A 23561-nucleotide genomic window follows, 5' to 3' on the forward strand; every position below is an offset into this window, starting at 1 on the left:
CCGGTAAACCGCGTCACTATCATGCTCTTTCAAACTCTTCACTCGAAAAGAGTCGGCGCGGCAAAGGGGACGGACCCACTGGTGCGAACTTGTCCAACGCAATGTTCCAGCTGACTTGGGCAAACCTGAGCGGCGAGCTAGCAAGGCTCGCTGTCGCTGATCCAAAGCCCCGCTCTCGTTTGTTGTCGAGAAACTGGCGATGCGCAACCTTGCTATCAAGCGAAGCAGCATGCCGCGCCATCATCTCGCGCGCTGGACCGGCGGGAAGCGTGGCCATCACATCGCGCGAAGCCGCCGCCAGAGCGGCAAGGTCAGCGGCAGAGTGGTTGCCACTGAGCGAGCCTGGCCGTTCGATCGCGCCATAGCCGCAGGTCTCAGCAAGCAGGAACCGGGCTCCTGCCGCAAGTGCTTGGGCATAAAGCACGAAGTCTTCGCCAAGGCGCAACTTCTCGTCATAGGCAAGCGCATGACGCTCTATGAAGTCGCGCTTCAAAAGAGGCTTGAGAAACCCCAGTTCGCTGCGATTGGCACCGCGCATGCTGATATTGCGGCGCGCGAATTCAACCAGATCGATCTGCCTCGTTCGAGGCGCCCTTGCCAGATCAGGTGGCGCAGCCTTCGCAATGGCCTCGGCATTGGCAGCAAACAGGATATCGTCGGCAACAAAATCCCATGCTCGGTCGATTGCGTTCAAAGCAGCGAAGCGCCCCGGCAGAAAGCGGTCATCGGAATCGAGCAAGGCAATGATGGGCGCACTGCTTTCCGCGATGGCGCGATTTCTGGCGGCTGACGGTCCTTGATTGACAGGCTGGCGCAGCAGCCTGAGCCGGGAAGTGCCATCATCGGCTCCCTCGGCGGCAGCCAGCGTATCATCGCCGGAAGCATCATCGACCACAAGGACTTCAGCCACTTCTGGCTGTACCAAGGCAGATGTCACCGCGTCAGCGATGCACCATGCAGCCCGGTAAGCGGGAATGATGACAGCGATATTGCCCGGCACGCAGCCCCCGTTTGTCCTGCTCAAGCGTTGAAACTTACAGCCCTTTAAGCCTGTTTGGTAAACACGGTGTGAGTTGAAGGCCAGCCCCGGATGTGTAAAGCATCGCTCGAGCAATTCACAGGTCTTTATGCCCTGACGAGCTTTGAGTTCACCATTTCTTCCAACCGAGCCCTCTCTTGACCTTTCGCATCGGCTATCTCGTGCATGACCTTAACGACGCTGCGGTGGCGAAGCGCTGCGCGATGATGGTGCGCGGAGGCGCTGAGGTCTGCCTGGCCGGCTTTCGGCGAGCTGAGCCGCCAACAGCTGTTGAAGGGATCACACCCACGGACCTGGGAGAGACTGCCGACGGCGCACTGGCCCAGCGCGCGCTGGCCGTGCTGCGCAATGTCGCGCTCCCCGAAGCTGCCCGCCGCGCGATGGATGGCGCGGACATTCTCATCGCCCGAAACCTTGAATCGCTCGCAATTGCGCAGCGGATCGCTGGCGGAAGACCGGTCGTGTATGAATGCCTCGACATTCATCGCAGCCTGCTTGATCAGGGCATTGCCGGGCGCACCATTCGCAAGATCGAGGCCGAATTGCTTGCGCGCACTGCCGCGATCATCACCTCTTCGCCCGGTTTCATCCGCGAATATTTCGACCACCGCCCGACAGGCGATGCTGAGGTCAGGCTAATCGAGAACAAGATCCTGCTTGCTCCGGGCGAGACCAGCGACGCGATCCAGCCTTTGCCAAAGCAGCAAGGCCCGCCATGGGTGATCGGCTGGTTCGGGATGCTTCGCTGCGAGCGGACTTTGCGTGAACTGCTGCAACTGGCAGATGCGACAGGCGGCGCGGTCCAGATCCGCATTGCCGGCAAACCCTCCTCAGCTGAATTGCAAGACTTCGAAGCGCAGATCGCCGCTTCTCCCTATTGCCATTATTCAGGCCCCTATAAGCCTGCCGAATTGCCTGAACTTTATTCAGCTTGCCATTTTGCCTGGGCCATCGACTGGTTCGAAGAGGGACAGAATAGTGAATGGCTCTTGCCCAATCGCCTGTATGAGGCAACAGCCCATGCCACTGTTCCCATCGTCCTGAAGCGGCACGAGGTTGGCCGCTGGCTGGCCAAGAGAAATGCGGGTCTGCAAATCGTGACTACATCTGAACTGACACAGTTCTTTGGAAAATTGACACAGGCGGGTTACACTGGCCTGCAGGCGCCCGTCTCAGGGATTGAGCGCCAAGCGATCATGATGGGAGATGCCGAGTGCCACGAACTGACCGCGTGGCTCAAAGGACTGACTTAGTATGAGCGCGCTTGTCGTCATTCCTTGCCTCAACGAAGCGGCCCATCTTCCGCGGCTGCTGGAAGCTTTGCTGGCTGACCCAAAGGCAGACAAGATCGTCGTGGCGGACGGGGGAAGCAATGATGGTAGCCGCTCCATTGTGTCAGAACTCGCCGCTGCGAATGACCGGGTAGTCTTGCTCGATAATCCGGACCGCATCCAGAGCGCGGGGGTCAATCGCGCAGTGGCGACGTTTGGCGACCATTTCGACTGGCTCGTCCGGATCGATGCACACAGTTTCTATCCGGAAAATTACGTGTCGACGCTGCTCAACGCCGCCGAAAAGCACAAGGCGCGTTCCGTCGTGGTACCCATGGTGACACGCGCCCAGGGGTGCTTTCAGCATGCTGTCGCCGCCGCTCAGAACAATGTGATCGGCACTGGCGCAGCAGCGCACCGGCACACACATGCAGAAGGCATGTTTGTCGAGCATGGCCACCATGCGCTGATGGAGATCGCCGCGTTCAAGCGTGTCGGCGGCTATTGCGAAGCGATGCATTGCAACGAAGACGCGGAGCTCGATTTTCGTCTCGGACAGGCGGATGTCGCGATCTGGCTCGAACCTGCGGCAACAATCGGCTATTTACCGCGCTCGACTCCCTCTGCGCTGTGGCGACAATACCTGCGCTATGGTCAGGGCCGCGCGCGTAATGTCAGGCGTCATGGAGGCCGGTTGCGCTTGCGCCAAATGCTGCCTCTATTCGTGCCATTCGCGCTGCTGGGGATTCTGCTTGCTCCGCTCAGCCCGCTGCTCGCATTGCCTGGCCTTGCTTACATAGCTGCAATGTTCGTCCTCGGCATATTGGTTGGAATGACCGCGAACAGTCTCTGCGGATTGCTGTGCGGGATCCCGGCTATGATCATGCATGCTGCCTGGGGAGCCGGCTTTCTGCAGGAGATCATTAGACATCCGCGCGGGGTACCTTCTCGCTTCGGCTTCAGCACCGACACCAGCAGCCCCGCCAGCTGAAATGACAGCGGCTGAGAAAGAGCCACTGCGCGCCAATACGCAGCGCCCGGTTGCAATACTGGTCAGCAAGCAGCGCATTGTCGCTGCGAACAATGGCAGCTCTGCGTATGTCCTGTCGCTCGCTCGATGCATTGCGCAGGGGGGGTTCGAAGTCTGGCTGGTTCAGCCGAGCGCTGATCTCGCCGGGCGCACGCCGATCCTGCGCTTCAGCGACGAGCTGGATATCTTCGCGCGTCACGAAATCCTCGGGATGGAGCGCGTAGGGCGATTGGCGGTGGCGCTGTCACCGGCAGTGTGGTGGGGATTTCTGACCGGCGGGTTGAAGTTAATGGGTCGCAAGCTGCTGGGCGAGCGCGGGTTCCTGAAGGACCGCCCGCGACCCTATTCGATTGCGCTACCATGGAAACCCAACGAACATGGCTTTGTTCGGGCTCTCGCCGATCAGGCAGGAGACCGCCTTGGACTCGTCATCTCCGATTATGTTTTTGCCACGGACGCGTTTGTAGATGTCCCCGCGCAGACAACAAAGGCGGTCATCATGCATGACCTGTTCTCCCGACGGGATGGCAAAGGCGCGGATTCCGTGGCGGTGCTCGACGAGGCAAGCGAAATCGCCATGCTTTCTCGCGCGGACTGGGTCGTGGCCATCCAGGCGGAAGAGCGCGAGTTTGTCGCCAATGCATGTCCCGAAGTCGAAGCGATACTTGCACCGATGCCCGCCGCAATTTCAGCCGAACCCCGGCCTGGCGAAGACCGCCAATTGCTTTTCATCGGAAGCGACACCGCACCAAACAGCGTTGGCCTTGCCTGGTTTTTCGAGCATGTCTGGCCCTTGGTGATGGCTGAGGAGCCACAAACGCAGCTGGACGTAATTGGCACAGTAGGACGCAAGTTCGACACAAGTTCCTGCCCCAACGTGCGCTTCCTCGGCCTCGTCGATGACCTCGCTGCGCACTATCAAGCAGCGGGAATACTGATTTCCCCCCTCACCTTTGGCTCAGGCCTGAAGGTTAAGCTGGTTGAAGCACTCGGCCAGGGCAAAGCCATCGTGGCGACTCGCGTGACACTTCAAGGAGTGGAAGACATCTGCCTAGAAGCGGTTGAATGCCAAGATGATCCGCAAGCCATGGCTGATGCGATCATCAAACTTGCTGACAACAGCCATGCTCGAGCGCAGCTTGCGGAAAAGGCCTTGGCATGCGCGAAAGCGCATTTCTCGGCGGAGAGCGTCCATGCCGAGCTAAGCGCAAAGCTCGCCGCGCTTTTCGCAAATTAGGCTTCAGTCTTCCGACCAGATCGGGATCGCCTTCACACCCTTCTTCTTGGCAAAGATGACCGAGCAGCCCTCCCCCGCCAAGCGGACACAGGAAAGCTTGCCGCTCTTCCATGCCTGGGTATCCACCGCGATCCGGTTATTGAAGAAAGTCACATTATCCACGATCGAATGGCCATGGACGACAATTGCGCCCAGGTCCTGCTGGGTTTCGAGAAACGGTTTGCGAATCCAGACCAGGTCGTGCGGGTCCTGCTTCTTCAGCTTGATGCCGGGGCGCACGCCAGCATGCGCAAAGAAGTACGTTCCTGATCGATAGGACGTTGGCAGGCTCTCAAGAAACTCGATATGCGCCTTGGGAATCGCCTGCGCGAGACGCATTGCATATTCTGTACTGCTTTCCTTCTTCTCTTTCTTGGCGTCGGAATAGGACTTCAGCGTCTCCCATCCGCCTAGCTTGAGCCATCCCTTCAAGGCGGGCTTGTCTCCCATCAGCGCGCTCATCAGCAATTGCTCGTGATTGCCGAGCAGACAGATCGCGTTCTGGGTTCGCGTCAGATCGAGCACCAGGGACATAACCGTCTTGCTGTCAGGGCCGCGGTCAATCAGATCGCCGAGAAACAGGATCCGCGCGGTACGTCCATCCTCTGTGCGCGCCATATCGTCCCAGATCGCTGCAAGCATCTGCTCAAGCAAGTCGGCGCGCCCGTGAATATCTCCGATGGCATAGAGACGCTCGCCCGCAGCCGTGTGCGGGTGGCGTTTCCAGAATTCCATCCAGTTCTTGCCGATTTTCTTTCTGCCCTTACCCGAGACAGCCCGATCTGCCGAGCTTGCTCCTGATGCGTCTATAGGTAGAGAAAGAGTCATGGAAATACGAGGTGGTTCCCGAATGGATGTGACATTTGCCGTCGCCAATTACAATTCGGGGCAATTCCTTGAAGAATGCGTTAACTCTGCGCTCTCGCAGCGGGGCCTAAGCTGCGAAGTCATCATCGTGGATGACGGCAGTTCGGACGGTAGCGATGCGCAGGCGGAACGGATGGCGGCGTCTGACGAGCGGGTGCGGTTCTTCCGTACGCCCAGCAACCTGGGGCCAGGCGGTGCGCGCAATATCGCGTTCGAACACATGCGCGGGGACTGGTACGCCGTTCTCGACAGCGATGATCTGGTGGTTCCCGAACGAAGCGCGCGGCTCATCGCTGCCGCTGAGGTCCACAAGGCGGATATGGTGGCAGACGATCTGACTGTGTTCGGCGAAGGTATTGAAGGCACGCAATTCCTTGCGCAGTCCATGCTTCCTGGCACCATCCTGACTCTGGACGCCTATTTCCGAGACAGCGCAATGTACGGCCCCGCCCCCAATCCGGGCTTCCTCAAGCCAATGATCTCGCGCTCCCTGATCGAGCGTACAGCCATTCGCTACGATGAGAGCCTTCGCGTGGCCGAGGACGATGACCTGATCATTCGTCTGCTGATGGCGGGCGCGCGTTACTATGTTGCGCCGCAGGCCGGCTATCTCTACCGCAAGCATGAACAATCGATCTCGCACCGACTCTCCCCCGGGCACGCGGCCGCGATGGGCGCGCGCGCAGCACGGCTAGAGGAGGAAGTGCGCGCAGCCGGGCTCAATAGCGCGGCTTTCCGCAACCGCCAGAAGGCGATGCGGCAGGCGGTGGCCTTCACTCAGGCGGTGGAGGCCTTGAAACACGGCAAGCCAATGGCAGCGCTAAGGGAAGTGATGCGGGAACCGGGCAGCGCGCGGCATTTTGCCATGCCGATAAAGGCGCGGGTTTCCAGGATGGTCGGCGGCAGCTGAGCGATCCTCGGCAGATCTTTTCGACAGACGATATATCCCTGCCGGCAGGCCTGTCCTTTTATGGGGCACGCCCGCGAATGGCGATGCGGTTGCCTCGCAGGGCAACTAAGGATAATCTCTGAAGTTCAGAAGCTTGGTAAGAGCTAACAGGCGGGTCGGCAAACGAGGTCTGAAATTGCCGGAAAATGGAGCGTCGATTGGCGCTCAAAATGGGGAAAATCGTCATGCTACGCATATCGCAAATTCTTGCAGCACTCTGCGCCATGCTGTTGGGGCTCAGCGCCTGCGCAACCGGAACGCCGCCGATCGCGGAATCATCGCTCAATGCGCCATCCTATCAGATTGGTGCTGGTGACCGGCTCAAAGTCACTGTTTTCGGCGAAGAAGCGCTCAGCAATGAATATGCCGTCACATCGGTTGGTGATATTGCCTTCCCTCTGCTTGGAGCCATCCCTGCCGAAGGAAAGACAGTCGAGCAATTTGCTTCTCTGCTCACTGAGAAGCTTTCGAACGGCTATCTCAACGATCCGCGCGTCAGCATCGAAGTGCTGAATTATCGTCCTTTCTATATTCTGGGCGAAGTCAGCAACTCAGGCGAGTTCGCCTATCGTGCGAGCCTGACAGCCACGCAGGCGATCGCACTGGCCGGCGGCTACTCCTACCGGGCTGACAAGAGCAAGGTCTTCATTCGCCGCGCTGGCGAAACTGAAGAGCGCACTTATATCCTGAAGCCTGACCAGCCGGTCTGGATCCTGCCCGGAGACACTGTGCGCATCGGTGAGCGCTTCCTGTAGGATCGCGAGGGCTCTGCAACCATGGAGCAGGTCGTCAGCCGCCAGCCCAATGCTGTCTATCTGAACGACCTCAAGAGCGGTCAGGGCGCACTGGTGACAGATGCGCTACTGGCCGCGCTGCCGATCTTTGCATGCTTGTTCAACAGCATGCTTGGCCCGCTATCCGTCCTCCTGGTGTTCGGTTCCGCCGTGTTAACGGCATGGCTGCGGATGGAGAAGCTGCCGACAGCGCTTGCTCGCGCATGGCCGATTATCCTGATCCCGGCCTTTGCGCTAACATCATATCTGTGGTCGCTGGACCCAGGAGCGACTGCCCGATACGGCATCTTGTTCACCATTACCGTTGCCTCGGGCGTGCTGATGGCGACCTGCCTCGACCGGCGCGCCGTGCTGATCGGAGTGATGCTGGCTTACGCCGCATTTGTGATTGCCGGGTTCCTTGTCGGTGACACCAAGCGCGACGGGACGACCGGCGAAGTCGCTTTCATCGGCATCGCTGCGAGCAAGAACATGGCGGGCAGTTCGGCTGCGATCTGTGTACTGTTGTCGATCGCATGCATGTCTCTGGCGCATCAGATCCGCTCGTTCGGATTGCTGGTCACCGCCATCATCCTGATGCCTCTTGCGCTTTATTCGCTCTACATGGCGCTGTCAGCCGGTGCCCTGATCGGCGGCGGCGCGGCTGTTATCTGTCTGATGATGTGGATCACTTCGCAGCGTCTGCCGAGACAGGCGCGGGCATCAATTCTGATAATCATCAGCATCATGGTGCTCGCCGCGCTGGCGACGATGGAACTGTGGCTTCCGCTGGTGTTCGAATTCGTCATCACAGGCTCCGGCAAGGATGCCGGGCTGACAGGGCGGGTCGAACTGTGGCGAAAAGCGGATCAACTCATTGCGCAGCGCCCCTTCCTGGGGCAGGGATTCGCAGCGTTCTGGGTGCAAGGCAATCTCGATGCAGAGGCAATCTGGCGCGAATTTTTCATACTCAACCGAACTGGCTTCAACTTCCATAACACAGCCAAGGAAATCCTTGTCTCGCTAGGCTGGGTCGGTCTCGTGCTGTTTGTCACGATCGGCCTGATCGCGCTTGGCGCGCTGATCTGGCGCACGATGGTTCGACCTGATCCTGCGCGGATCTTCTTCTGCGGTTGGATGGTATACTGGACCTTGCGGACCTATTTCGAGAGCATGGGAATGGCGCAAATGTATGCGGAAACCATTCTTACCTACGCCGCGCTAACGCTGGGTTTCGCGCGTGACGATTTGCCTCTGACCGCGCTGGAGAAAGCGCAACTCCAAGCGCGAGGTGCACAAGCGAACCTCTCCTGAGGCAGTTCGCAAGGCCTTCACAGATCATGGAAATGTCACCCCCACCTGTTTTCATCGTCGGCGCACCGCGCTCTGGGACGACCTTGCTCGCCGCCATGTTCGGCGCGCATCCGCTTTATGCTGCGGGCCCTGAAACGCAGTTTTTTGTCAAGATTTCAGCGCACGACCTGCTCCGCGCGCCTCAAGACCCGGCCTGGCCCGTTGAGGCGCTGAAACGGATCCAGCAGCTTCACACCGCTGGCCAATCGACGCTCGACCTGTTCGAGACGGACATCGCCAGAGTCGAAGCCTTTCTCAAGTCGCGCGAGCCATCCGTCGCTGCCATGCTTGAAGCGCTGGTGGTCCCGTTTTCGCAAGCACGCGGCAAACCCGGTTGGGTTGAAAAGACCCCGAACCATCTCGAAAAGCTCAAACTTATCCGCGCCGCTTTCCCCAATGCGCGGATTGTCAGGATCGTGCGCGATCCTAGAGATGCCGCCGCATCGACTACACGCCTTCCCGCATTCAGCGATTCGATCGTCGCCAATGCCTATTTGTGGCGCGAATGGTTCGACCAGTCCGAGCGTGTTCTGGCCAATGACGAACTGAGCGCGACACTGCGCTATGAAGACCTTGTTGCAGCTCCGGCACAGCAGCTCGAGGCACTGTGCCAGGCGATCCAGGTACCCTATTCGAACGCCATGCTCGATTATCAGAGCGCCGCACAGGATGTTTCATCGAAGGCAGAGACCTGGAAAAAGCAGGTTTCCAGCGCGCTCGATCCCAGCCGCAGCTTTGCCTGGAAGAAGACCATGGACGCTGACACCGCAGAACTCATCGGCATGATCTGCCACGAGTGGCTAGAGCGGTTCGGCTACGAAATCGGTCCCGAAATCCGCGCGACACGCAAGGTTTACAACATGTCGGCGGGCTTTGTTGAGGAGTTTGAGCCTGTGCTGCGTTTGGATGCCCGGCAGGGTCTGCGCTGGCTGGGAACGTTCGATCTTGGCGAAGCAGAGCGAGTCTTCGATCATCCGCGCTATTATCGTTTCGGCAACCCGATCAAGCTGGTGCGCCTGGCTGCGGGCCGCGCCTATGCGCGCCGCCGTTTGCGGGCCCTTTCCAAGCATGAAACAGTTGGGTGATGCGCGGGACATATCGCCTGAAACTGCTCCTGCGCGAGCTGCGCCAGCGATGGCTTTTGTATAAGGCAGAGCGTGCCGTTGCGCGATTTCCGAAAGTCACTGCTAGAGCCGCGCATGGCCTGCCGAATCCGCTGATCGTGACGCTCACTTCCTTCCCGCCTCGTTTCCCCATGCTGGCCAAGACGCTGAAAAGCCTGCTCGACCAGAATGTTCGGGCAGACCGGGTCGTGCTGTGGCTCGCTGAAAGTGATATCGACCAACTCCCCCCAGAGGTCCTCGCCCTGCGCGATCACGGGCTGGACGTGCGCGACTGTAAGGACACGCGCTCCTACAAGAAACTGATCCCTGCCTTGGAGCGGTGGCCTGAGGCGACTTTCGTCACCGCCGACGATGATGTCTATTACCCGCCGGACTGGTTGGCGTGGCTGGTTGAAGCAGCCAGGGCGCACCCGCGCGATGTGATCGGGACCCGCGCGCACATGGCTCAGGTTGATAAAGCAGGAAGGCTTTCCTCCTACGCCGATTGGGAACTTGCAACGTCGGCGCAATTGCCGCGTAAGCAGGATGATCGCCTGTTCCCGACCGGTGTCGGCGGAATCCTCTATCCGCCCGGATCGCTTCATCCAGATGTTTCGAACGAAGCACAATTCAGGTCGCTCTGCCCCAACGGCGATGACATCTGGTTTTTCTGGATGGCGCGCAAGGCGGGCACCCGGCATCGCCGCACGCAGGCCTGGTTCGACATTGTCGAATGGCCGACCGACAACCGCATTTCGCTCAGCGACGACAATTATTTGGGTGATGGTAACGATCGCCAGATAAAGGCGACTGAGCAGGCTCTGGGGGTCCTTCCATGATGCTTGCATTCGTTCTGCCTTACTTCTCTTGCGAAAGAGTGCTCTCATGACGCGCATCAGTTTCATCATGCCAACTTTCAACAGAGCGCATCTGATCGAGGAGTCGATCCAGTCGGTAACGTCGCAAATGTCACCGAGTGACGAGCTCATCCTGGTCGACGATGGATCGGACGACGACACGCCCCGAGTGCTTGAGCGCGTCGCAGGCGAGCACCGGATCATTCGCCAGCCAAACAGCGGCAAGGCAGCCGCCTTGAATCGCGCTCTGGGCGAAGCGCAAGGCGAGCATATCTGGATATGCGATGATGATGACCTGCTGCGCGATGGCTGCGTCAAGCTGATGTTCGCTGCGATCAACAAGCCGAAAACGGACATGGTCTTTGCCCGCTACACGCGCTTTACAGAAGTCGATGGTGAAAAGCAGGACATGGGAACCGGCTATTGGCCTGACCTGTCGCGAGGTAGCATCGCGCGCCACGTGCTCGAAGATTCTTTCGTGATGCAGAATGCAACGCTGGCCAAGCGCAGCGCCTATGACACTGTCGGACCGTTCGACGAAACGCTGCTGCGCTCGCTTGACTATGACATGGCCGTGAGGCTCGCGACGCAAGTGCGCTGCCGCTATGTCGACTTCATCGCTTTCGAACAGCGCAAGCATGAGGGCGCGCGCGGGCCTGCGAGCATACGCCATGCTGCTGGCAGCTCTGAGACGGTCTGGCTCGACTATGACCGCAAGATCTTCGAACGCCAGCGCCAGATCATTCCTCTGAGCTTCTACCAGTCGATGTTCGCGCACCCTGATCCGCGGCTGCGCAAGCGCGTCGCCTTGCTTCAGCGCGCCTGCGTGTTCGCCCGCCATGACCTGTGGGACGACGCCCTCACCGATCTTCGATCCGCCGCTGAACTTGCTCCTACGGTTGCGCTCGGCCAGGTGGAGCGCGATATCTGTCGCCGGGCGGTTTGCGGCAAGCATGGGTTTCCCGGCGCATTGACTGATCAGATAATCGAACGATTACGGCGAATGAACAGCGAAGGGGGCAATGCGAGCGATATAGTCGAGACGATCCTGCGAGGAACCTTGTGGCGTCTGCGCGACGAGGATCGCGCAATGCGCAAGGCCGCCAAATCCTTGATCACACAGATCATTGGACTAAGCGGCTTCGCCCGTCTTTCAGCCAGTCACCTGGTCAGCAAGATCGGCTCGGAAGGCGACAACGGCATTACGGAAAACAAGGAGATTGATCCGCTTATCGCGAGTAATCAGCCGGAAAGGCAGGACCATGTTTCGCGTGATGAGAGCTTTGCGGGACGTTGAGCCGGATGACTTTCACTTTCCCACAGCGGCGGCACTTGCGTATCAGCCTGTCAGCGCGATGCGTCGCGGGGCGACTGACCCAGTCATGGATATGCATCTTGCATAGTGTGTTCATTGGAAATGCTCGAACCCTCGGAATTTATGGGATTGTTCAATCGCCCATCAGTCGGGTTTCGGCGAGCGCTGCGTCGCGGGTGTGTCGTATCGGGACTCTGCGCAAGTGAGTGGTGAAGTGCCTCTTGAAGGCTCCGGCCAGCGCGCAAAACTGGTCACTGGAGCAGCCTGGATGGGCGGCGCGCGGATCATCAATGCGGTCATTTCGTTTACCAGCATTATCCTTTTGGCCCGGCTACTTGCTCCCGATGATTTCGGCCTGATCGCCATCGCAACCGCAGTCTCGCTGCTGATTACGATGGTCAGCGAGCTGTCAGTCAGTGAAGCGCTGATTCACGTCGAGGAGGTGGAGGATGGACATTTTGATTCCGCCTTTACGATCGGGCTGATCCGGGCGGCGATCATGGGATTGCTGACCGCACTCCTCGCGATTCCCATCGGGCATTTCTATGATGATATGCGGTTGGTCGAAGTGCTCTACATCTTCGCTGGCATCGCCGTGGTTGGCAGCCTGATCAGCCCGCGCTTCATTCTGTTCCAGCGCGACCTGGATTTCCGCGCAATGGTAGCGCTGGACTTTGCCGACAAGTTCGTCGGGCTGGTCGTGACTGTCGCGATTGCCTGGGCAACGGGCAGTTATTTTGCCTTGCCACTCGGGATCCTTGCATCGCAGATCGCACGCGTGATCCTGTCCTTCCTGCTCGCGCCATACCGCCCCAGGATCACGCTTTCGCATTGGCGCGACCTCGTCAGCTTTTCGATCTGGATGACATTAGGCACCTGGGTGCAGACCATAAACTGGCGGACTGACCCAATGGTGCTGGGCCTGTTCGTACCGTCTGCTTCGCTCGGCCAGTTCTCTATGGCGGAGCGGACTTCCGGGATCGTCTCGCGTGAAATCCTCCACCCCATTACGCATATGCTGTTTCCCGCTTTCTCTCGCATTCGTTCCGAACGTGAGCGACTGCGGCAGGCCTATATCGCTGCGCAAGGCGTGCTTACGACTACTGTGCTGCCGATGGCGGTCGGCCTGGCATTGCTTGCAGAACCGATTGTGCGCCTGCTGCTAAGCGACAAGTGGCTGCCAGCGGTGCCCTATATCCAGATCCTTGCCTTCTGCATCGCCTGCAGGCTGTTCCAGTCGCTGGTCCCGGTCGCGATGGCAACCGGCAATACCAAGGCGCTGTTTAATCGCGACCTGCGCGCCATGCTGATCCGCCTGCCGCTGATGATCCTCGGAATTGTCTGGGGTATGAGGACCGGCAACGATGTCATCCTGGGCGCGCTTGTCGGGCGCGCAGCCGCAGCGATTATCAATGCCGCGCTCAACACCGTGTTGATCGCAAGGATCAGCCCGGTCACGCTGACCGATCACTGGAACCTTTCAGCAAGACCGCTCATCGCGGCTGCGGTGATGAGCGTTGTCGTGCTGGCGGTTTCTTCGCGGCTCAGCCCGTCCACCTATCTGTTCGAGACAGCGGTAGAATTCGCCATTCTGGTCGGTCTTGGCGCGATGACCTATTGCGCAACAATTGTCGGGCTATGGTTGGTGCGCGGACGGCCGCAGGGGGCGGAGACACATTTGCTCGATATCGCCAGGTCGGGCCTTGCCAAGGTCCAGATCACGTCCGGCTAGTCTGCCTCGTCGGCGTCCTTGATCAGCCGGGCCGGACACCCGCCCAGCACAACGCCGCCCTTGAACGGGCGATTGACCAGCGCGCCGGGCAGGACCTGCGTATCATCACCGAGCCTGGCGCCGTCAGCGATCATGGCCCCTGCCCCGATCCTTACCCTGTCACCGATCACGATGCCCTTGGATGATCCACCCAGATCTTCCAGATGCACACCCTTCTTGTCATAGCGGTAGTTGCCGCAGATGATCTTGGCGTCAGGGCCAGCTATCAAATCGTCCCCGATAATCGTTCCGCCTTCGCGGGAGGTGATGAAGCATCCTGCTTCGATCTGCGCTCTTGCACCGATATGGAGCGGACCTGTGAAGGCCTTGATCTTCACGAATGGTCCGATCCGGCAGTGCTTGCCAAGGACGAGGTTTGAATTGAGCTCTATTTCAGCACGAGGGCTCACCCGCGCCCCATATTTGAAATAGTAGATTAGTGAGACGAGGATCTGTGGTGTCAGGACCCGGCGGATGCCCAGCCACATCTTTTGCCGCGCGGTCAGCATGGCATTCGCTGCTCATCAGGCCGGGCCCGGCGGCTCACAGCAGATTACGCTCACGATACCATTCGACCGTCGTACGCGCGCCTTGCGGCAATTCCACCCTGGGTTCGAAATGCATGCGTTCCTTCGCCTTGGTCAGATCAAACGCGCGGTTATGCGTGAAGAAGCCTACCCTGCGCCGGGACAAGGGCGGCCGAATGCCAAACGGCTTGCAGATGATTTCGACCAGCCTGGCGATCAGCAACACCGGACCAAGCGGGAGCCGGGTTTCAGGCGTTTCCATATCGAGCGCCTTGGCGATCACCCGCACGGCATCGTTCAAGGTTATCGGCTTGCCCGATGCGATATTGAAGGCTTCGGCATGGACCTGATCGCGCGGTGCGACAGCGGACAACAGGAGCGAATCCACCTGGTCATCGATATAGCCGAAGTGTGCCAGCGTTGTGCCGCTGCCGATCATCACGAAATTCTCTCGTGCGATCATGCGGAACAGCTTCAACTGTCGCATGTCTCCGGGGCCGTAGACCATAGCCGGGCGGTTGACGGTGATGACCATCTCGTCCTCTCCCAGCTCGCGCGCCATCATCAGGATTGCACGTTCCCCGGCCAGCTTGGAGCGGTGGTAGACATCCATGGGATTGAAGGGCGATTCCTCGGTCGCGGGAATTTCCATTACATCGCCGTGGACACCCACGGTGCTGACATGGACGAACCGTTTGACCCCCGCTTGATAGGCAGCCTCGGCAAAAGCCAGAGTCGCAGTCTCGTTGACTTCGAAATACTCCGCTTCGGAGGCTTCCGTTTCATTGAACATGGCTGCGACATTGAAGACATATTCGACATCTTCCAGCAGCGGGACCGCATCCTGCGTGTTCTTGAGGTTGAACACCGCCGCGCGGTGCCCCTTGCTGCGCAGCTTGTCACATTCTGTCTGGTCAATCGTCGTACCAAGCGCATCGGCGCCGATATCGCGCAGGCGTTTGAGCAAAGCTCCACCAATGAAGCCGCCAGCACCTGTGACAAGACACTTCTTGTCCTTCAGCTCGCGCTCTGCAGTGCGCAAAGCCAATACCGACTTGTCGGCCAGTTCCACCCTATGCTGCCCCTTCAATCACAATAACGCTGGTGAACAGTTTGCCATGGCGAAACATCTGACGTTTTCTGGCAAGGGTTCGCACTGAAGCGAATCCTGTCTCACGCATCATTCTCAACAGCTCCTCGGTGTCAGTAAACTCGACACCGTCTCTCAGTACAAATTTGTGTAATGCGCCCCAGATGCGAGTGAGGTTCGAGCCTTGCGTATCACGCTCGACCAGCACCAGATTGCCTCCTGTATAGAGGCAATCTCTGATGGATACCAGTGTTGCTGAAAGATCAGCAATATAGTGCAAGCTGCTGAGCGCGAGAACCAGGTCGAAGCCAGGCCTGATCGTATCATGGCGACCTTGCGCAATGGCTGGTCCCATTTGCTCCCAGTCGCCGTGATGGAAGGCGAGATTGGCAAGGCCTTCCAGCTGTGCCAATCGTTCGGCTTCAGCGATCATGACAGGCGCGATATCGATCCCGTGGAACTCGATATCGGGGTGTTCCCGTGCCAATTGCCGCAAGGCCCAACCGGTCCCGCAGCCAATATCCAGCACCCGGCGAGCGGTCGAAAGATCGATCTGCCCAAACACTTCGCGCGCATGCATCTGATACCACGGCGCAAGTCGCTCGGTCTCATAGGTCGCAGCCCATGCGTCGAACTCAGCGATAATCGCCTCGCGCCGTGAATTGGCTGGATGTTCGTCTGACAAATCGCCCCCCAGTGTCATCTCGGGGGGCATTATGGCGAAGAAATTGCGATCCTCGCAAGCCTGCTCGTGTCGTGGAGCGGATCAGGCGGCCGCACGTCCGCCGGCGTCGGCTTGGATGGCCGTCTGCATCGCCCTCATCACATCGAGGAAATCCTGCCGCAAAGTCACGAGCATGTCCTCATTGAAGCGAATGGTCATTTGCCGCACCTGCAAATTGGCTGAACCGTAAAATTCACGCAAGGTCTGGCTCATCGGGCTAGCGGGATCAATCGCACGCTCCAGCCCGAGAATAACCTGTCCGGCCCGGCTCAGATCATTCCGCAGCGCTGCGCGGTCATCGCGGCGGGCGGACGCCTGCGCCTGGCCAAGCGCGTGAACAACAGCCTCCAGGCAAATTTGCGTGAGTTTCGTACCGTCTGATCCCTCAATGCGGGCGTCGAGTTCGACCCGGCGATACGCTTCGGCAGGATTGGTGTGCAAGGGCAACATGGTTAGCGATCCGAGTTGTTCCAGATCTCGATCTGAGACTGGATGAAGCTGAGGGTAGATTGCGATGCTGAGACGTTTCTGTCAGCGGCGATGAACTGTCTCGTCATTGTCTCGCGTAGCTTGTCCTGCTGCTCGGTAATACGCGCGAGGCGCTCGTCGATCCGCTCTATCTGCTGACTATAACGTGCGACAGAGCCCGCCAGCGAGCCAGGATCGCCCGGAGCGCCCATGGACCGCGAGATATCGTCAATCGTCGCAAAAATGCCGAACAGCCCGGTGGTGAACATCGCGGCCGTGGCGGTAGGGTTTTCCCCGAGGGTTTCGTTGAGTCGCGCGCTGTCGAAGGTGAATGACCCGTCGCGATTGATCGAGACCCCAAGGTCCGAAAGGCGGCTTGGCTCACCTGGCGCGGCATTCGGCATGATCACTTCGGACGTGAGCCCGGATAGCGCGCGCTTCAGGCCCCGGGCGCCGGCATCGCGCCCAAGCTCTCCGCCGAGGGGGTTGGCAATATCACGCAGGTTGCCAGTGATGTCATTGAGCGCCGCCACCAGATCGCCCATCACCGCACTGATCGCGCTGTTGCGCGAAGCAAAGCTTATCGTCGCGGGCACCCCGGTATTCGTGCCTGTCAGTTCGGCTGTAAGCCCGCCGGGCAGATCGGTTACGCTGTTCGACTGGCTGCGCATCTCGACCGTGTCGAAACGAAAGACCGCATCCTGAGCGGTAGAACGCTGCTGGCCGGTATCGCTCGCAGGGTTCCAGCCAAGGTACCCGCAGCCTATCCTCACCAGCCTCGCGCTGTCGCTGCAGCGCACGCAGGATTTCAACGAGCTTGTCGATCAGGTGCGGATCGACCTTGGCGCGCAGATCGTCGGGCGGATCTGCCTTCCCGATCAGCCGCTCAAGGTCGCGACGCTGGACGCCTCTCTCGAAGGTGCGATCCTTGGCAGCCTGAGTGATCCGGCAACCGGGCAGCCGATGATCGAACCGGGTTGCGGACAAATGATCGCTGAGCGGGTGAACGGACTTATCAGCGAGGCGGGCGGCAGCATCGCGCTGATTGTGCAGCCGCCTGCCCGTCGCCCCCTCGCCAAGCTGCTCAAGACCCGCGCGCCGCAATGCCTCGTGCTTTCGATCAACGAATTGCCTGCCAGCCAGCCCGTAGAAGTTGTCGCGGTGATCGGGGAAAATGCGGAAGCTGCCTCTAACCCGGCTCTTTCCATTCCCGAGGATAACCACGCACTAGTAGCATGAGTTATCAGGCCCACTCTTTTGCCGGGGCAAAGCCCTATGGCACCTCTCCCTACCACTCCAAGGAGGTGGTGGAGGACCGGGTGCGCCGGTTCCTGCCCATGGTCCGGCGCGCGGCATGGCATATCTATGGCGTGGGGCGCGAAGGGCTCGATGTAGAAGACTTGATGCAAGCAGGTGTGGTCGCGCTCACCGAAGCAGCGACGCGGCACAATGGGCCGGGCGAAGACGGTTTTGCTGCTTATGCGAAGATGCGCGTGCGCGGCGCGATGTTCGATCAGATCCGCAGGCTGATGCCCGATAGCCGCACGACGGTGCAGCGGCGAAAGCAGTACGAGGCAGTCTGCGACGAGCTGCGCGGTCTCCACGGGCGTGAACCGAGCCGGGCAGAGATTGCGGAGCGACTGGGCTGTAGCGATGCAGAACTTGCCGAGCTTGAAACAGCGCGCACTCAGCTGACCACGATCGAGGACAGCTATGACGAGACCCACCCAGCCTTCGCTGACGAAGCCCCTGACCCATTTGAGATCCTCGCCGAAATGGAGGATCGCGAGCGCATATTGCACGCGGTGCAGCAACTGCCTGAGCGGTTGCAACTGGTTCTGCAGCTCTTCTTTGTCGAAGAAATGAACCTCACCGAGATCAGCGAAGTGCTGGAAGTAAGCGTTCCACGCGTCCACCAGTTGCGCGGTCAGGCGCTGAGCAAGCTTAAGGCCCTCATGACTGCGGACTAACCGCTTCTCTGCCTATCGCCAAACGCGCGCGGTTTCCGAAAACGACCAGATTGGTTGCCAGCGCGACAGCAACAGAGCTTGCGAGCACGAACAGCATGACATCGATGTAATGAACCCAAGGCAGACCGATCGTTGCATACCAGCTCACCCCGCCGAAATTTTCCGGCACGTAAAGATAGAACGTGTGGAAGGCATAGACGGAGAAGCCCCAGACCAGTCCTGCCACCGCCGCACGCGCATCCATGTTGCGGAAGAGCAGCGCTGCAATGAATGCGCTGAGGATCGGCATGGACAAGAGGCCGTTCAGCTCCTGTAGCAGATTGATGATGCTTTCAGCACCGTCATAGACCGGAACCAGTGAAATCGAGACAAGCATCGCGATGATCCCGACCACCCGGTTGAGCCGGCGCACATCGACCTCGGGATTGATGAATTTGCGGTGAAAGTCGACAGACCACAAGGTGATGGTCGCATTCATGACAGCAGAATAGGTCGTCAGCACAGCGGCCGCGATCATCGCTGCGAACATCCCGCTGGTCCAGTCCGGCAACACTTCGCCCACGACCATGGCGTAGGCTCGGTCATCGACATCTCCGAACAGCTTGAAAGCGACAATGCCGGGAATGACGACGATCGGCGGGACTATCAGCACGCGGATGATGGCCGCTGCAATCACGCCCTTCTGGGCCTCTTTCACATTGGGCGCAGCGAGCGCCTTTTGCGTGATGTTCTGGTTGGTCGACCAGTAGAAGATCTGGATGAACAGCATCCCTGTGAACAGGGTGTGGAACGGGATCGGGCTGTCGAGCGAACCGATCATCGTCAGCCGCTCTTCCGGAACGCCTGTGGTAATATCCCAGCCGACCGCTTGCATGGCGAGGACAACCACCACCAGCGCCAGCGCAAGGATGCCGACACCCGCATAGGTGTCGAGAACGGCAACTGCTCTCAGCCCGCCCAGGATCGCATAGGCTGCGCCGACCAACGCGAATATCGCTGCAATGGCCGTGACCGATGCCTCAACCCCGAACAGCGTCTGCATGAACAGCGCGCCGGAATAGATCACGGCAGGCAGGTAAATCGCGAAATTGCCGAACAGGAACAGGCCGGAAATCACCGTGCGAATGCTCGCGCCATCATAGCGTTGTTCGAGCAATTGCGTGATCGTGGTGCAATTGTTGCGGTAGTAGATCGGGACAAACACGAAGGCAAGCAGCAGCAAGCCAATGAAACCTGCGAGCTCCCACCAGGCGAGCAGCAGCATCTGGTTACCGTTCATACCGACCAGCTGATCGGTCGAAAGGTTGGTGAGCGTGATTGCCCCGGCGACGAAAAACCAGCTCAGCCCGCCGCCAGCGAGGAATATCTCGCGATCGGCCGATGCATGGCTGGCTGCCCTTGCGGCAGCGACCTTGCGCCAGGTCAGCCAGGCCAGCAAAGCCATAAGGCCGAAGAATACCGCGACCTGGACGCTGTTATCCATGAACAATTTCCCCTCTCACCCCTTACTGAGGGCATAGCCGCCTCATCCGAATTCGGATAGAGCAGAAAGCAGCGGAGCTTGGACAGGACGGGGATGACATCGCAATCAGCCAGACATGACGTGGTTCTGCGCGCAGCGGGAAACCTGATGGTGTTGTCGGCACCGACAGGTGAACGGGCACGGCTGCTCTATTGCGGGCCTGACCTGCTGGATTGCAATGCAGAACAACTCCTCGCTCTGGCAGCACGCGACCACGCGCCTGGCGGCCCGGAGCAGCCTATCGCGGCGTCGCTGCTCAATGCCACCGGAACCGGTCACCCCTGCCCTCCCGGAATTCTCGCGCATGTAAACAGCCAGCATTGGGCGCTTGATCCGCGGGTGGTCTCTGTCGAGCACTCTGATGAGTCAAGCTGTGTCATCGTGTGCCGCGACGACGCCGCCAAACTCGAATTCCGTCACAGGGTATTTCTCGACTCTCGAAGCGGCGTCGCTGGTTTTAAGACAACCGTTACAAACACCGGCGAGGTGACAGCGGCGCTCGAATGGTGTGCAGCCCTGTGCTTGCCTCTGGACGAGCGCTTGACTGAAATTACCAGCTTCACTGGCAAGTGGGCGGGTGAGTTCCAGACCGAACAATTGTCGTTGCCGCGTGGGAGCTTCGTCTGCGAGAATCGCGCGGGCCGGACCAGCCATGATAGCTATCCAGGGTTCTATCTCGGCGAACGAACCACCAGCGAGACACATGGGATAGCGGCAGCGATACATCTGGCCTGGAGCGGCAATCATCGGTTGCGGCTGGACCGGCTTTCGGATGGTTCGCTTGTCGCACAAGCGGGTGAGTTGCCACTTTCAGGAGAGACCACACTTGCGCCCGGCGAACGTTACACCACGCCGCTTTTTGCCGCGTGCTGGTCGAACGAGGGTTATGGCGATGTGACGCGCCGGCTGCACCGGTTTGTACAGGCGCGATTGCCGCGAACCGAGAATGCGCGGCCAGTGCATTACAACACATGGGAAGCAGTCTATTTCGACCATGCACCTGACAAGCTCATGGCACTCGCTGAGCAAGCAGCGGAGGCCGGGGCCGAACGCTTCGTGCTTGACGATGGCTGGTTTGGCGCGCGTAGAAGCGATCGCGCGGGGCTTGGCGATTGGGTTGTCTCAGGTGAAGTCTATCCTGACGGGTTGAAACCGCTCGCCGATCATGTCCGCGCGCTAAGGATGAAATTTGGTCTGTGGTTTGAGCCGGAAATGGTCAATCCGGACAGTGACCTCTACCGCGCACATCCTGACTGGATACTCAAGGCGGAAGGCGCAATAACCATCGCATCGCGCCACCAGCTGCCGCTCGACCTGACCCGCGCTGAAGTGAGCGATTACCTGTTTGAACGGATCGACACGCTCGTGGCAGAGCTTGGTATTGCGTACATCAAATGGGACATGAACCGCGATATCCAGCACCCTGGCGGCGCAGATGGCAGGCCTGCCGCGCACCGGCAGGTGAAGGCGCTCTACGCGCTGATCGACCGGCTGCGCGCGGCGTATCCGAACCTGGTGATCGAGAGCTGCTCCAGCGGAGGCGCGAGGGCGGATTATGGCATTCTCCAGCGCACGGACCGCGTCTGGACCAGTGACAATAACGATGCACGGGCGCGGCATGCGATCATGCGCGGGGCCGCGCATTTCCTGCCGCTGGCCGTGCTCGGCAATCATGTCGGGCCAAAGCGCTGTCATATCACCGGGCGCCGCTTCGACATGCATTTCCGCGCGGGCACAGCTGTGTTCGGCCACATGGGCATGGAACTGGACTTATCCCGCGAAAGCGAGGCCGATCGCGCAATCCTCGCCAATGCCATTACGCTGCACAAGCAGCACCGCAATCTGATCCATGGGGGCGGTTATCACCGGCTCGAAACCGCCCCGCACCTCAACGGCATTGGCGTGGTGGCGCAATCAAAAGATGAAGCCCTGTTCCAGCTCGCTGTGCTCGATCAGCATCCAACGCCGCATCCGCCGCGGCTGCACTTTGCCGGGCTTGATCCTGCCAGGCGGTATTCACTGAGCTGCATCTGGCCTCAACCTTTGGCAAAATCACATGGCAGCTTTGCCGGATCGGCGCTGATCGACTATGGGCTGCAATTGCCGCAAACCTATCCCGACACCTGCCTGATTTATCATGTGAAAGCTGAGATTTGAGCTCTGACCAGACTTACGACCTGCTCGTCATTGGAGGCGGGATCAACGGCGCAGGCATAGCTCGCGATGCAGCTGGTCGCGGCCAATCGGTGCTGCTGGTTGAGAAAGATGACCTTGCGAGCCATACGTCCAGCGCGTCGACCAAGCTTGTCCATGGCGGCTTGCGGTATCTCGAGCATTACGAATTCAGGCTGGTACGCGAGAGCCTGATCGAGCGCGAGCGGCTGCTTAATATTGCGCCGCATATCATCTGGCCGCTCCGCTTCGTGCTGCCGCATGATGCTGGTCTCAGGCCCAAATGGATGCTGCGGCTGGGCCTGTTCCTCTATGACAATCTCGGCGGGCGAAAGTTGCTGCCCGGTACACGGACCGTGAACCTGCGCGATTATCCTCACGCGGGAATTCTGGAGAAACGCCTCAAGAAAGGGTTCGAATATTCGGACTGCTGGGTCGAGGATTCGCGGCTGGTCGTGCTTAATGCGATGGATGCCAAGGAACACGGCGCCGAAGTGCTTACCCGGACTGAGTGCTTGAAGCTCTATCGCGGCGAGGACCTGTGGAGCGCGACACTGCGCTCCGGCGATGGCAGCGAACAGCAGATCAAGGCACGGATCATTGTCAATTCCGCCGGACCATGGGTGGATGACGTGCTGGGGCTGGCGAAGCCTGGCAACAACCATCGCAACCTGCGTCTGGTCAAAGGCAGCCACCTGGTCTTCCCGAAGCTGTATGAGGGCCGCCACGCCTATATCTTCCAGAACAAGGATGGCCGGATTGTCTTTGCGATCCCCTATGAGCGGGACTTCACGCTGGTCGGCACGACCGACGTGCTGTTCAAGGATGATCCCGGCACGGTTGCGATTTCCGATGAAGAGAAACGCTATATCTGCGATGCCGTGAACGAATATCTGCGCGTCGATGTCTCGCCTGAGCAAGCCGTGTGGGACTATTCCGGGGTCCGCCCGCTCTATGAAGACCAGTCCGGTGACAATTCCACCGTGACCCGCGATTATGTGTTCGCGCTCGATGAAGACGGCCCGCCGATCCTGTCGATCTTCGGAGGCAAGATAACCACCTATCGCAAACTGGCGGAACACGCGCTGGAAAAGCTCGGCCTCGGCAGCGGAGAAAGCTGGACAGCCTCTGCCGATCTGCCCGGCGGCGACATCGATCCCGCGCGCTTCGATGAATTCTTCGTCGATTGCATCACCCGCTGGCCATGGTTCGGCCCTGACGGCATCCTGCGGTTGGCCCGGGCCTATGGGACGCGAATGGAACGAGTTTTCGGAAAGGCCTCCGGGCTCGAAGACCTAGGCGAGCATTTTGGCGGAGACCTGTACGAGGCCGAACTGCGTTATCTCGCGAATGAAGAGTTTGCGCAGACATCGGACGATGTCCTGTGGCGTCGCAGCAAGCTTGGCCTGCACCTGGATGAATCCGCAAGAACGCGCGTCGCAAGCTGGTTTGCGCGCGAAAGCTTGCCGCGTTAGGGACAAACT

General features: G+C 59.5%; 22 protein-coding genes. 14 read left to right on the forward strand and 8 right to left on the reverse strand.

The window, feature by feature from the left end:
• Nucleotides 1–19 precede the first annotated feature (19 nt).
• On the reverse strand, nucleotides 20–1024 hold the full coding sequence (locus ACG9DO_RS14475) for a glycosyltransferase family 2 protein (protein WP_394729149.1): 1005 nt from the start codon (nucleotides 1022–1024) through the stop codon (nucleotides 20–22).
• A 152-nt stretch (nucleotides 1025–1176) separates the two neighbouring features.
• Here ACG9DO_RS14475 and ACG9DO_RS14480 point away from each other — a divergent pair, with 152 nt between their 5' ends.
• The 3 genes from ACG9DO_RS14480 to ACG9DO_RS14490 are packed head-to-tail and all read left to right on the forward strand — an operon-like array spanning nucleotide 1177 to nucleotide 4577.
• Entirely contained in the window at nucleotides 1177–2292 is a 1116-nt protein-coding gene (locus ACG9DO_RS14480) for a hypothetical protein (protein ID WP_394729151.1), read from the forward strand.
• 1 nt (nucleotide 2293) lies between these two features.
• Nucleotides 2294–3301 (forward strand): glycosyltransferase family 2 protein, encoded by a 1008-nt coding sequence (locus tag ACG9DO_RS14485; RefSeq protein WP_394729153.1) that lies wholly within the window; start codon nucleotides 2294–2296, stop codon nucleotides 3299–3301.
• Nucleotide 3302: 1 nt separating this feature from the next.
• Nucleotides 3303–4577: a glycosyltransferase family 4 protein gene (locus ACG9DO_RS14490; protein ID WP_394729155.1), complete on the forward strand. Its 1275-nt coding sequence runs from the start codon at nucleotides 3303–3305 to the stop codon at nucleotides 4575–4577.
• Nucleotides 4578–4580: 3 nt separating this feature from the next.
• Here ACG9DO_RS14490 and ACG9DO_RS14495 read toward each other — a convergent pair whose 3' ends face one another.
• Nucleotides 4581–5351 carry a metallophosphoesterase family protein gene (locus ACG9DO_RS14495; protein ID WP_394729157.1) on the reverse strand — a complete coding sequence of 257 codons (771 nt, stop codon included), beginning with the start codon at nucleotides 5349–5351 and terminating at the stop codon, nucleotides 4581–4583.
• Nucleotides 5352–5442: 91 nt separating this feature from the next.
• Here ACG9DO_RS14495 and ACG9DO_RS14500 point away from each other — a divergent pair, with 91 nt between their 5' ends.
• The 7 genes from ACG9DO_RS14500 (at nucleotide 5443) to ACG9DO_RS14530 (ending at nucleotide 13565) form a co-directional block, all read left to right on the forward strand.
• On the forward strand, nucleotides 5443–6393 hold the full coding sequence (locus ACG9DO_RS14500) for a glycosyltransferase family 2 protein (RefSeq protein ID WP_394729159.1): 951 nt from the start codon (nucleotides 5443–5445) through the stop codon (nucleotides 6391–6393).
• 224 nt (nucleotides 6394–6617) lie between these two features.
• Entirely contained in the window at nucleotides 6618–7187 is a 570-nt protein-coding gene (locus ACG9DO_RS14505; protein ID WP_394729161.1) for a polysaccharide biosynthesis/export family protein, read from the forward strand.
• Nucleotides 7188–7208: 21 nt separating this feature from the next.
• Nucleotides 7209–8519, forward strand: a complete 1311-nt coding sequence (locus ACG9DO_RS14510; RefSeq protein ID WP_394729163.1) for an O-antigen ligase family protein — start codon at nucleotides 7209–7211, stop codon at nucleotides 8517–8519.
• 26 nt (nucleotides 8520–8545) lie between these two features.
• Nucleotides 8546–9643 carry a sulfotransferase family protein gene (locus tag ACG9DO_RS14515; protein WP_394729165.1) on the forward strand — a complete coding sequence of 366 codons (1098 nt, stop codon included), beginning with the start codon at nucleotides 8546–8548 and terminating at the stop codon, nucleotides 9641–9643.
• On the forward strand, nucleotides 9643–10500 hold the full coding sequence (locus ACG9DO_RS14520; protein WP_394729167.1) for a glycosyltransferase: 858 nt from the start codon (nucleotides 9643–9645) through the stop codon (nucleotides 10498–10500). The genes ACG9DO_RS14515 and ACG9DO_RS14520 overlap by 1 nt, the downstream gene beginning before the upstream one ends.
• Nucleotides 10501–10546: 46 nt before the next feature.
• Entirely contained in the window at nucleotides 10547–11815 is a 1269-nt protein-coding gene (locus ACG9DO_RS14525; protein WP_394729169.1) for a glycosyltransferase family 2 protein, read from the forward strand.
• 220 nt (nucleotides 11816–12035) lie between these two features.
• Nucleotides 12036–13565, forward strand: coding sequence for a lipopolysaccharide biosynthesis protein (locus tag ACG9DO_RS14530; RefSeq protein ID WP_394729171.1), 1530 nt, complete (start codon nucleotides 12036–12038; stop codon nucleotides 13563–13565).
• Here ACG9DO_RS14530 and ACG9DO_RS14535 read toward each other — a convergent pair.
• Genes ACG9DO_RS14535 through fliD form a run of 5 tightly spaced genes read right to left on the reverse strand, consistent with a single transcriptional unit; the run spans nucleotide 13562 to nucleotide 17186 of the window.
• A complete protein-coding gene (locus ACG9DO_RS14535; RefSeq protein WP_394729173.1) occupies nucleotides 13562–14113 on the reverse strand; it encodes an acyltransferase in 552 nt (183 codons plus the stop codon). The two genes, ACG9DO_RS14530 and ACG9DO_RS14535, sit on opposite strands and share 4 nt — an antisense overlap.
• A gap of 34 nt (nucleotides 14114–14147) precedes the next feature.
• Complete coding sequence (locus tag ACG9DO_RS14540; RefSeq protein ID WP_394729175.1) at nucleotides 14148–15203, reverse strand: NAD-dependent epimerase/dehydratase family protein; 1056 nt, start codon at nucleotides 15201–15203, stop codon at nucleotides 14148–14150.
• A 1-nt stretch (nucleotide 15204) separates the two neighbouring features.
• Nucleotides 15205–15936 carry a class I SAM-dependent methyltransferase gene (locus ACG9DO_RS14545; RefSeq protein WP_394729176.1) on the reverse strand — a complete coding sequence of 244 codons (732 nt, stop codon included), beginning with the start codon at nucleotides 15934–15936 and terminating at the stop codon, nucleotides 15205–15207.
• A 51-nt stretch (nucleotides 15937–15987) separates the two neighbouring features.
• On the reverse strand, nucleotides 15988–16395 hold the full coding sequence (locus tag ACG9DO_RS14550) for a flagellar protein FliS (protein ID WP_394729178.1): 408 nt from the start codon (nucleotides 16393–16395) through the stop codon (nucleotides 15988–15990).
• A gap of 2 nt (nucleotides 16396–16397) precedes the next feature.
• Nucleotides 16398–17186, reverse strand: coding sequence for a flagellar filament capping protein FliD (gene fliD / locus ACG9DO_RS14555; RefSeq protein ID WP_394729180.1), 789 nt, complete (start codon nucleotides 17184–17186; stop codon nucleotides 16398–16400).
• 16 nt (nucleotides 17187–17202) lie between these two features.
• On the opposite strand from fliD, the gene ACG9DO_RS14560 reads away from it, so the two are divergent.
• Nucleotides 17203–17652, forward strand: a complete 450-nt coding sequence (locus tag ACG9DO_RS14560) for an FHIPEP family type III secretion protein (protein ID WP_394731283.1) — start codon at nucleotides 17203–17205, stop codon at nucleotides 17650–17652.
• Complete coding sequence (locus ACG9DO_RS14565; RefSeq protein ID WP_394729182.1) at nucleotides 17649–18383, forward strand: sigma-70 family RNA polymerase sigma factor; 735 nt, start codon at nucleotides 17649–17651, stop codon at nucleotides 18381–18383. The genes ACG9DO_RS14560 and ACG9DO_RS14565 overlap by 4 nt, the downstream gene beginning before the upstream one ends.
• On the opposite strand, the gene ACG9DO_RS14570 is transcribed toward ACG9DO_RS14565, so the two are convergent.
• Nucleotides 18367–19866: an SLC5 family protein gene (locus ACG9DO_RS14570; RefSeq protein ID WP_394729184.1), complete on the reverse strand. Its 1500-nt coding sequence runs from the start codon at nucleotides 19864–19866 to the stop codon at nucleotides 18367–18369. The genes ACG9DO_RS14565 and ACG9DO_RS14570 overlap by 17 nt on opposite strands.
• A gap of 93 nt (nucleotides 19867–19959) precedes the next feature.
• Between ACG9DO_RS14570 and ACG9DO_RS14575 the strand changes: the two genes are divergently transcribed.
• Both ACG9DO_RS14575 and glpD read left to right on the forward strand, forming a co-directional pair.
• Nucleotides 19960–22062 (forward strand): alpha-galactosidase, encoded by a 2103-nt coding sequence (locus tag ACG9DO_RS14575; RefSeq protein ID WP_394729186.1) that lies wholly within the window; start codon nucleotides 19960–19962, stop codon nucleotides 22060–22062.
• Entirely contained in the window at nucleotides 22059–23552 is a 1494-nt protein-coding gene (gene glpD, locus ACG9DO_RS14580; RefSeq protein ID WP_394729188.1) for a glycerol-3-phosphate dehydrogenase, read from the forward strand. The genes ACG9DO_RS14575 and glpD overlap by 4 nt, the downstream gene beginning before the upstream one ends.
• The last annotated feature ends 9 nt before the right edge of the window (nucleotides 23553–23561 follow it).

The organism is Altererythrobacter sp. GH1-8, assembly GCF_043702085.1.
Classification (GTDB): domain Bacteria; phylum Pseudomonadota; class Alphaproteobacteria; order Sphingomonadales; family Sphingomonadaceae; genus Erythrobacter.

What these genes read in the sequence shown, in the direction of transcription:
- ACG9DO_RS14485 (WP_394729153.1), top strand. Translation starts at nt 2,294, where the DNA reads ATGAGCGCGCTTGTCGTCATTCCTTGCCTCAACGAAGCGGCCCATCTT.
- ACG9DO_RS14490 (WP_394729155.1), top strand. Translation starts at nt 3,303, where the DNA reads ATGACAGCGGCTGAGAAAGAGCCACTGCGCGCCAATACGCAGCGCCCG.
- ACG9DO_RS14495 (WP_394729157.1), bottom strand. Translation starts at nt 5,351, where the DNA reads ATGGAATTCTGGAAACGCCACCCGCACACGGCTGCGGGCGAGCGTCTC.
- ACG9DO_RS14500 (WP_394729159.1), top strand. Translation starts at nt 5,443, where the DNA reads ATGGAAATACGAGGTGGTTCCCGAATGGATGTGACATTTGCCGTCGCC.
- ACG9DO_RS14505 (WP_394729161.1), top strand. Translation starts at nt 6,618, where the DNA reads ATGCTACGCATATCGCAAATTCTTGCAGCACTCTGCGCCATGCTGTTG.
- ACG9DO_RS14510 (WP_394729163.1), top strand. Translation starts at nt 7,209, where the DNA reads ATGGAGCAGGTCGTCAGCCGCCAGCCCAATGCTGTCTATCTGAACGAC.
- ACG9DO_RS14515 (WP_394729165.1), top strand. Translation starts at nt 8,546, where the DNA reads ATGGAAATGTCACCCCCACCTGTTTTCATCGTCGGCGCACCGCGCTCT.
- ACG9DO_RS14520 (WP_394729167.1), top strand. Translation starts at nt 9,643, where the DNA reads ATGCGCGGGACATATCGCCTGAAACTGCTCCTGCGCGAGCTGCGCCAG.
- ACG9DO_RS14525 (WP_394729169.1), top strand. Translation starts at nt 10,547, where the DNA reads ATGACGCGCATCAGTTTCATCATGCCAACTTTCAACAGAGCGCATCTG.
- ACG9DO_RS14535 (WP_394729173.1), bottom strand. Translation starts at nt 14,113, where the DNA reads ATGCTGACCGCGCGGCAAAAGATGTGGCTGGGCATCCGCCGGGTCCTG.
- ACG9DO_RS14545 (WP_394729176.1), bottom strand. Translation starts at nt 15,936, where the DNA reads ATGCCCCCCGAGATGACACTGGGGGGCGATTTGTCAGACGAACATCCA.
- ACG9DO_RS14550 (WP_394729178.1), bottom strand. Translation starts at nt 16,395, where the DNA reads ATGTTGCCCTTGCACACCAATCCTGCCGAAGCGTATCGCCGGGTCGAA.
- ACG9DO_RS14565 (WP_394729182.1), top strand. Translation starts at nt 17,649, where the DNA reads ATGAGTTATCAGGCCCACTCTTTTGCCGGGGCAAAGCCCTATGGCACC.
- ACG9DO_RS14570 (WP_394729184.1), bottom strand. Translation starts at nt 19,866, where the DNA reads ATGGATAACAGCGTCCAGGTCGCGGTATTCTTCGGCCTTATGGCTTTG.
- ACG9DO_RS14575 (WP_394729186.1), top strand. Translation starts at nt 19,960, where the DNA reads ATGACATCGCAATCAGCCAGACATGACGTGGTTCTGCGCGCAGCGGGA.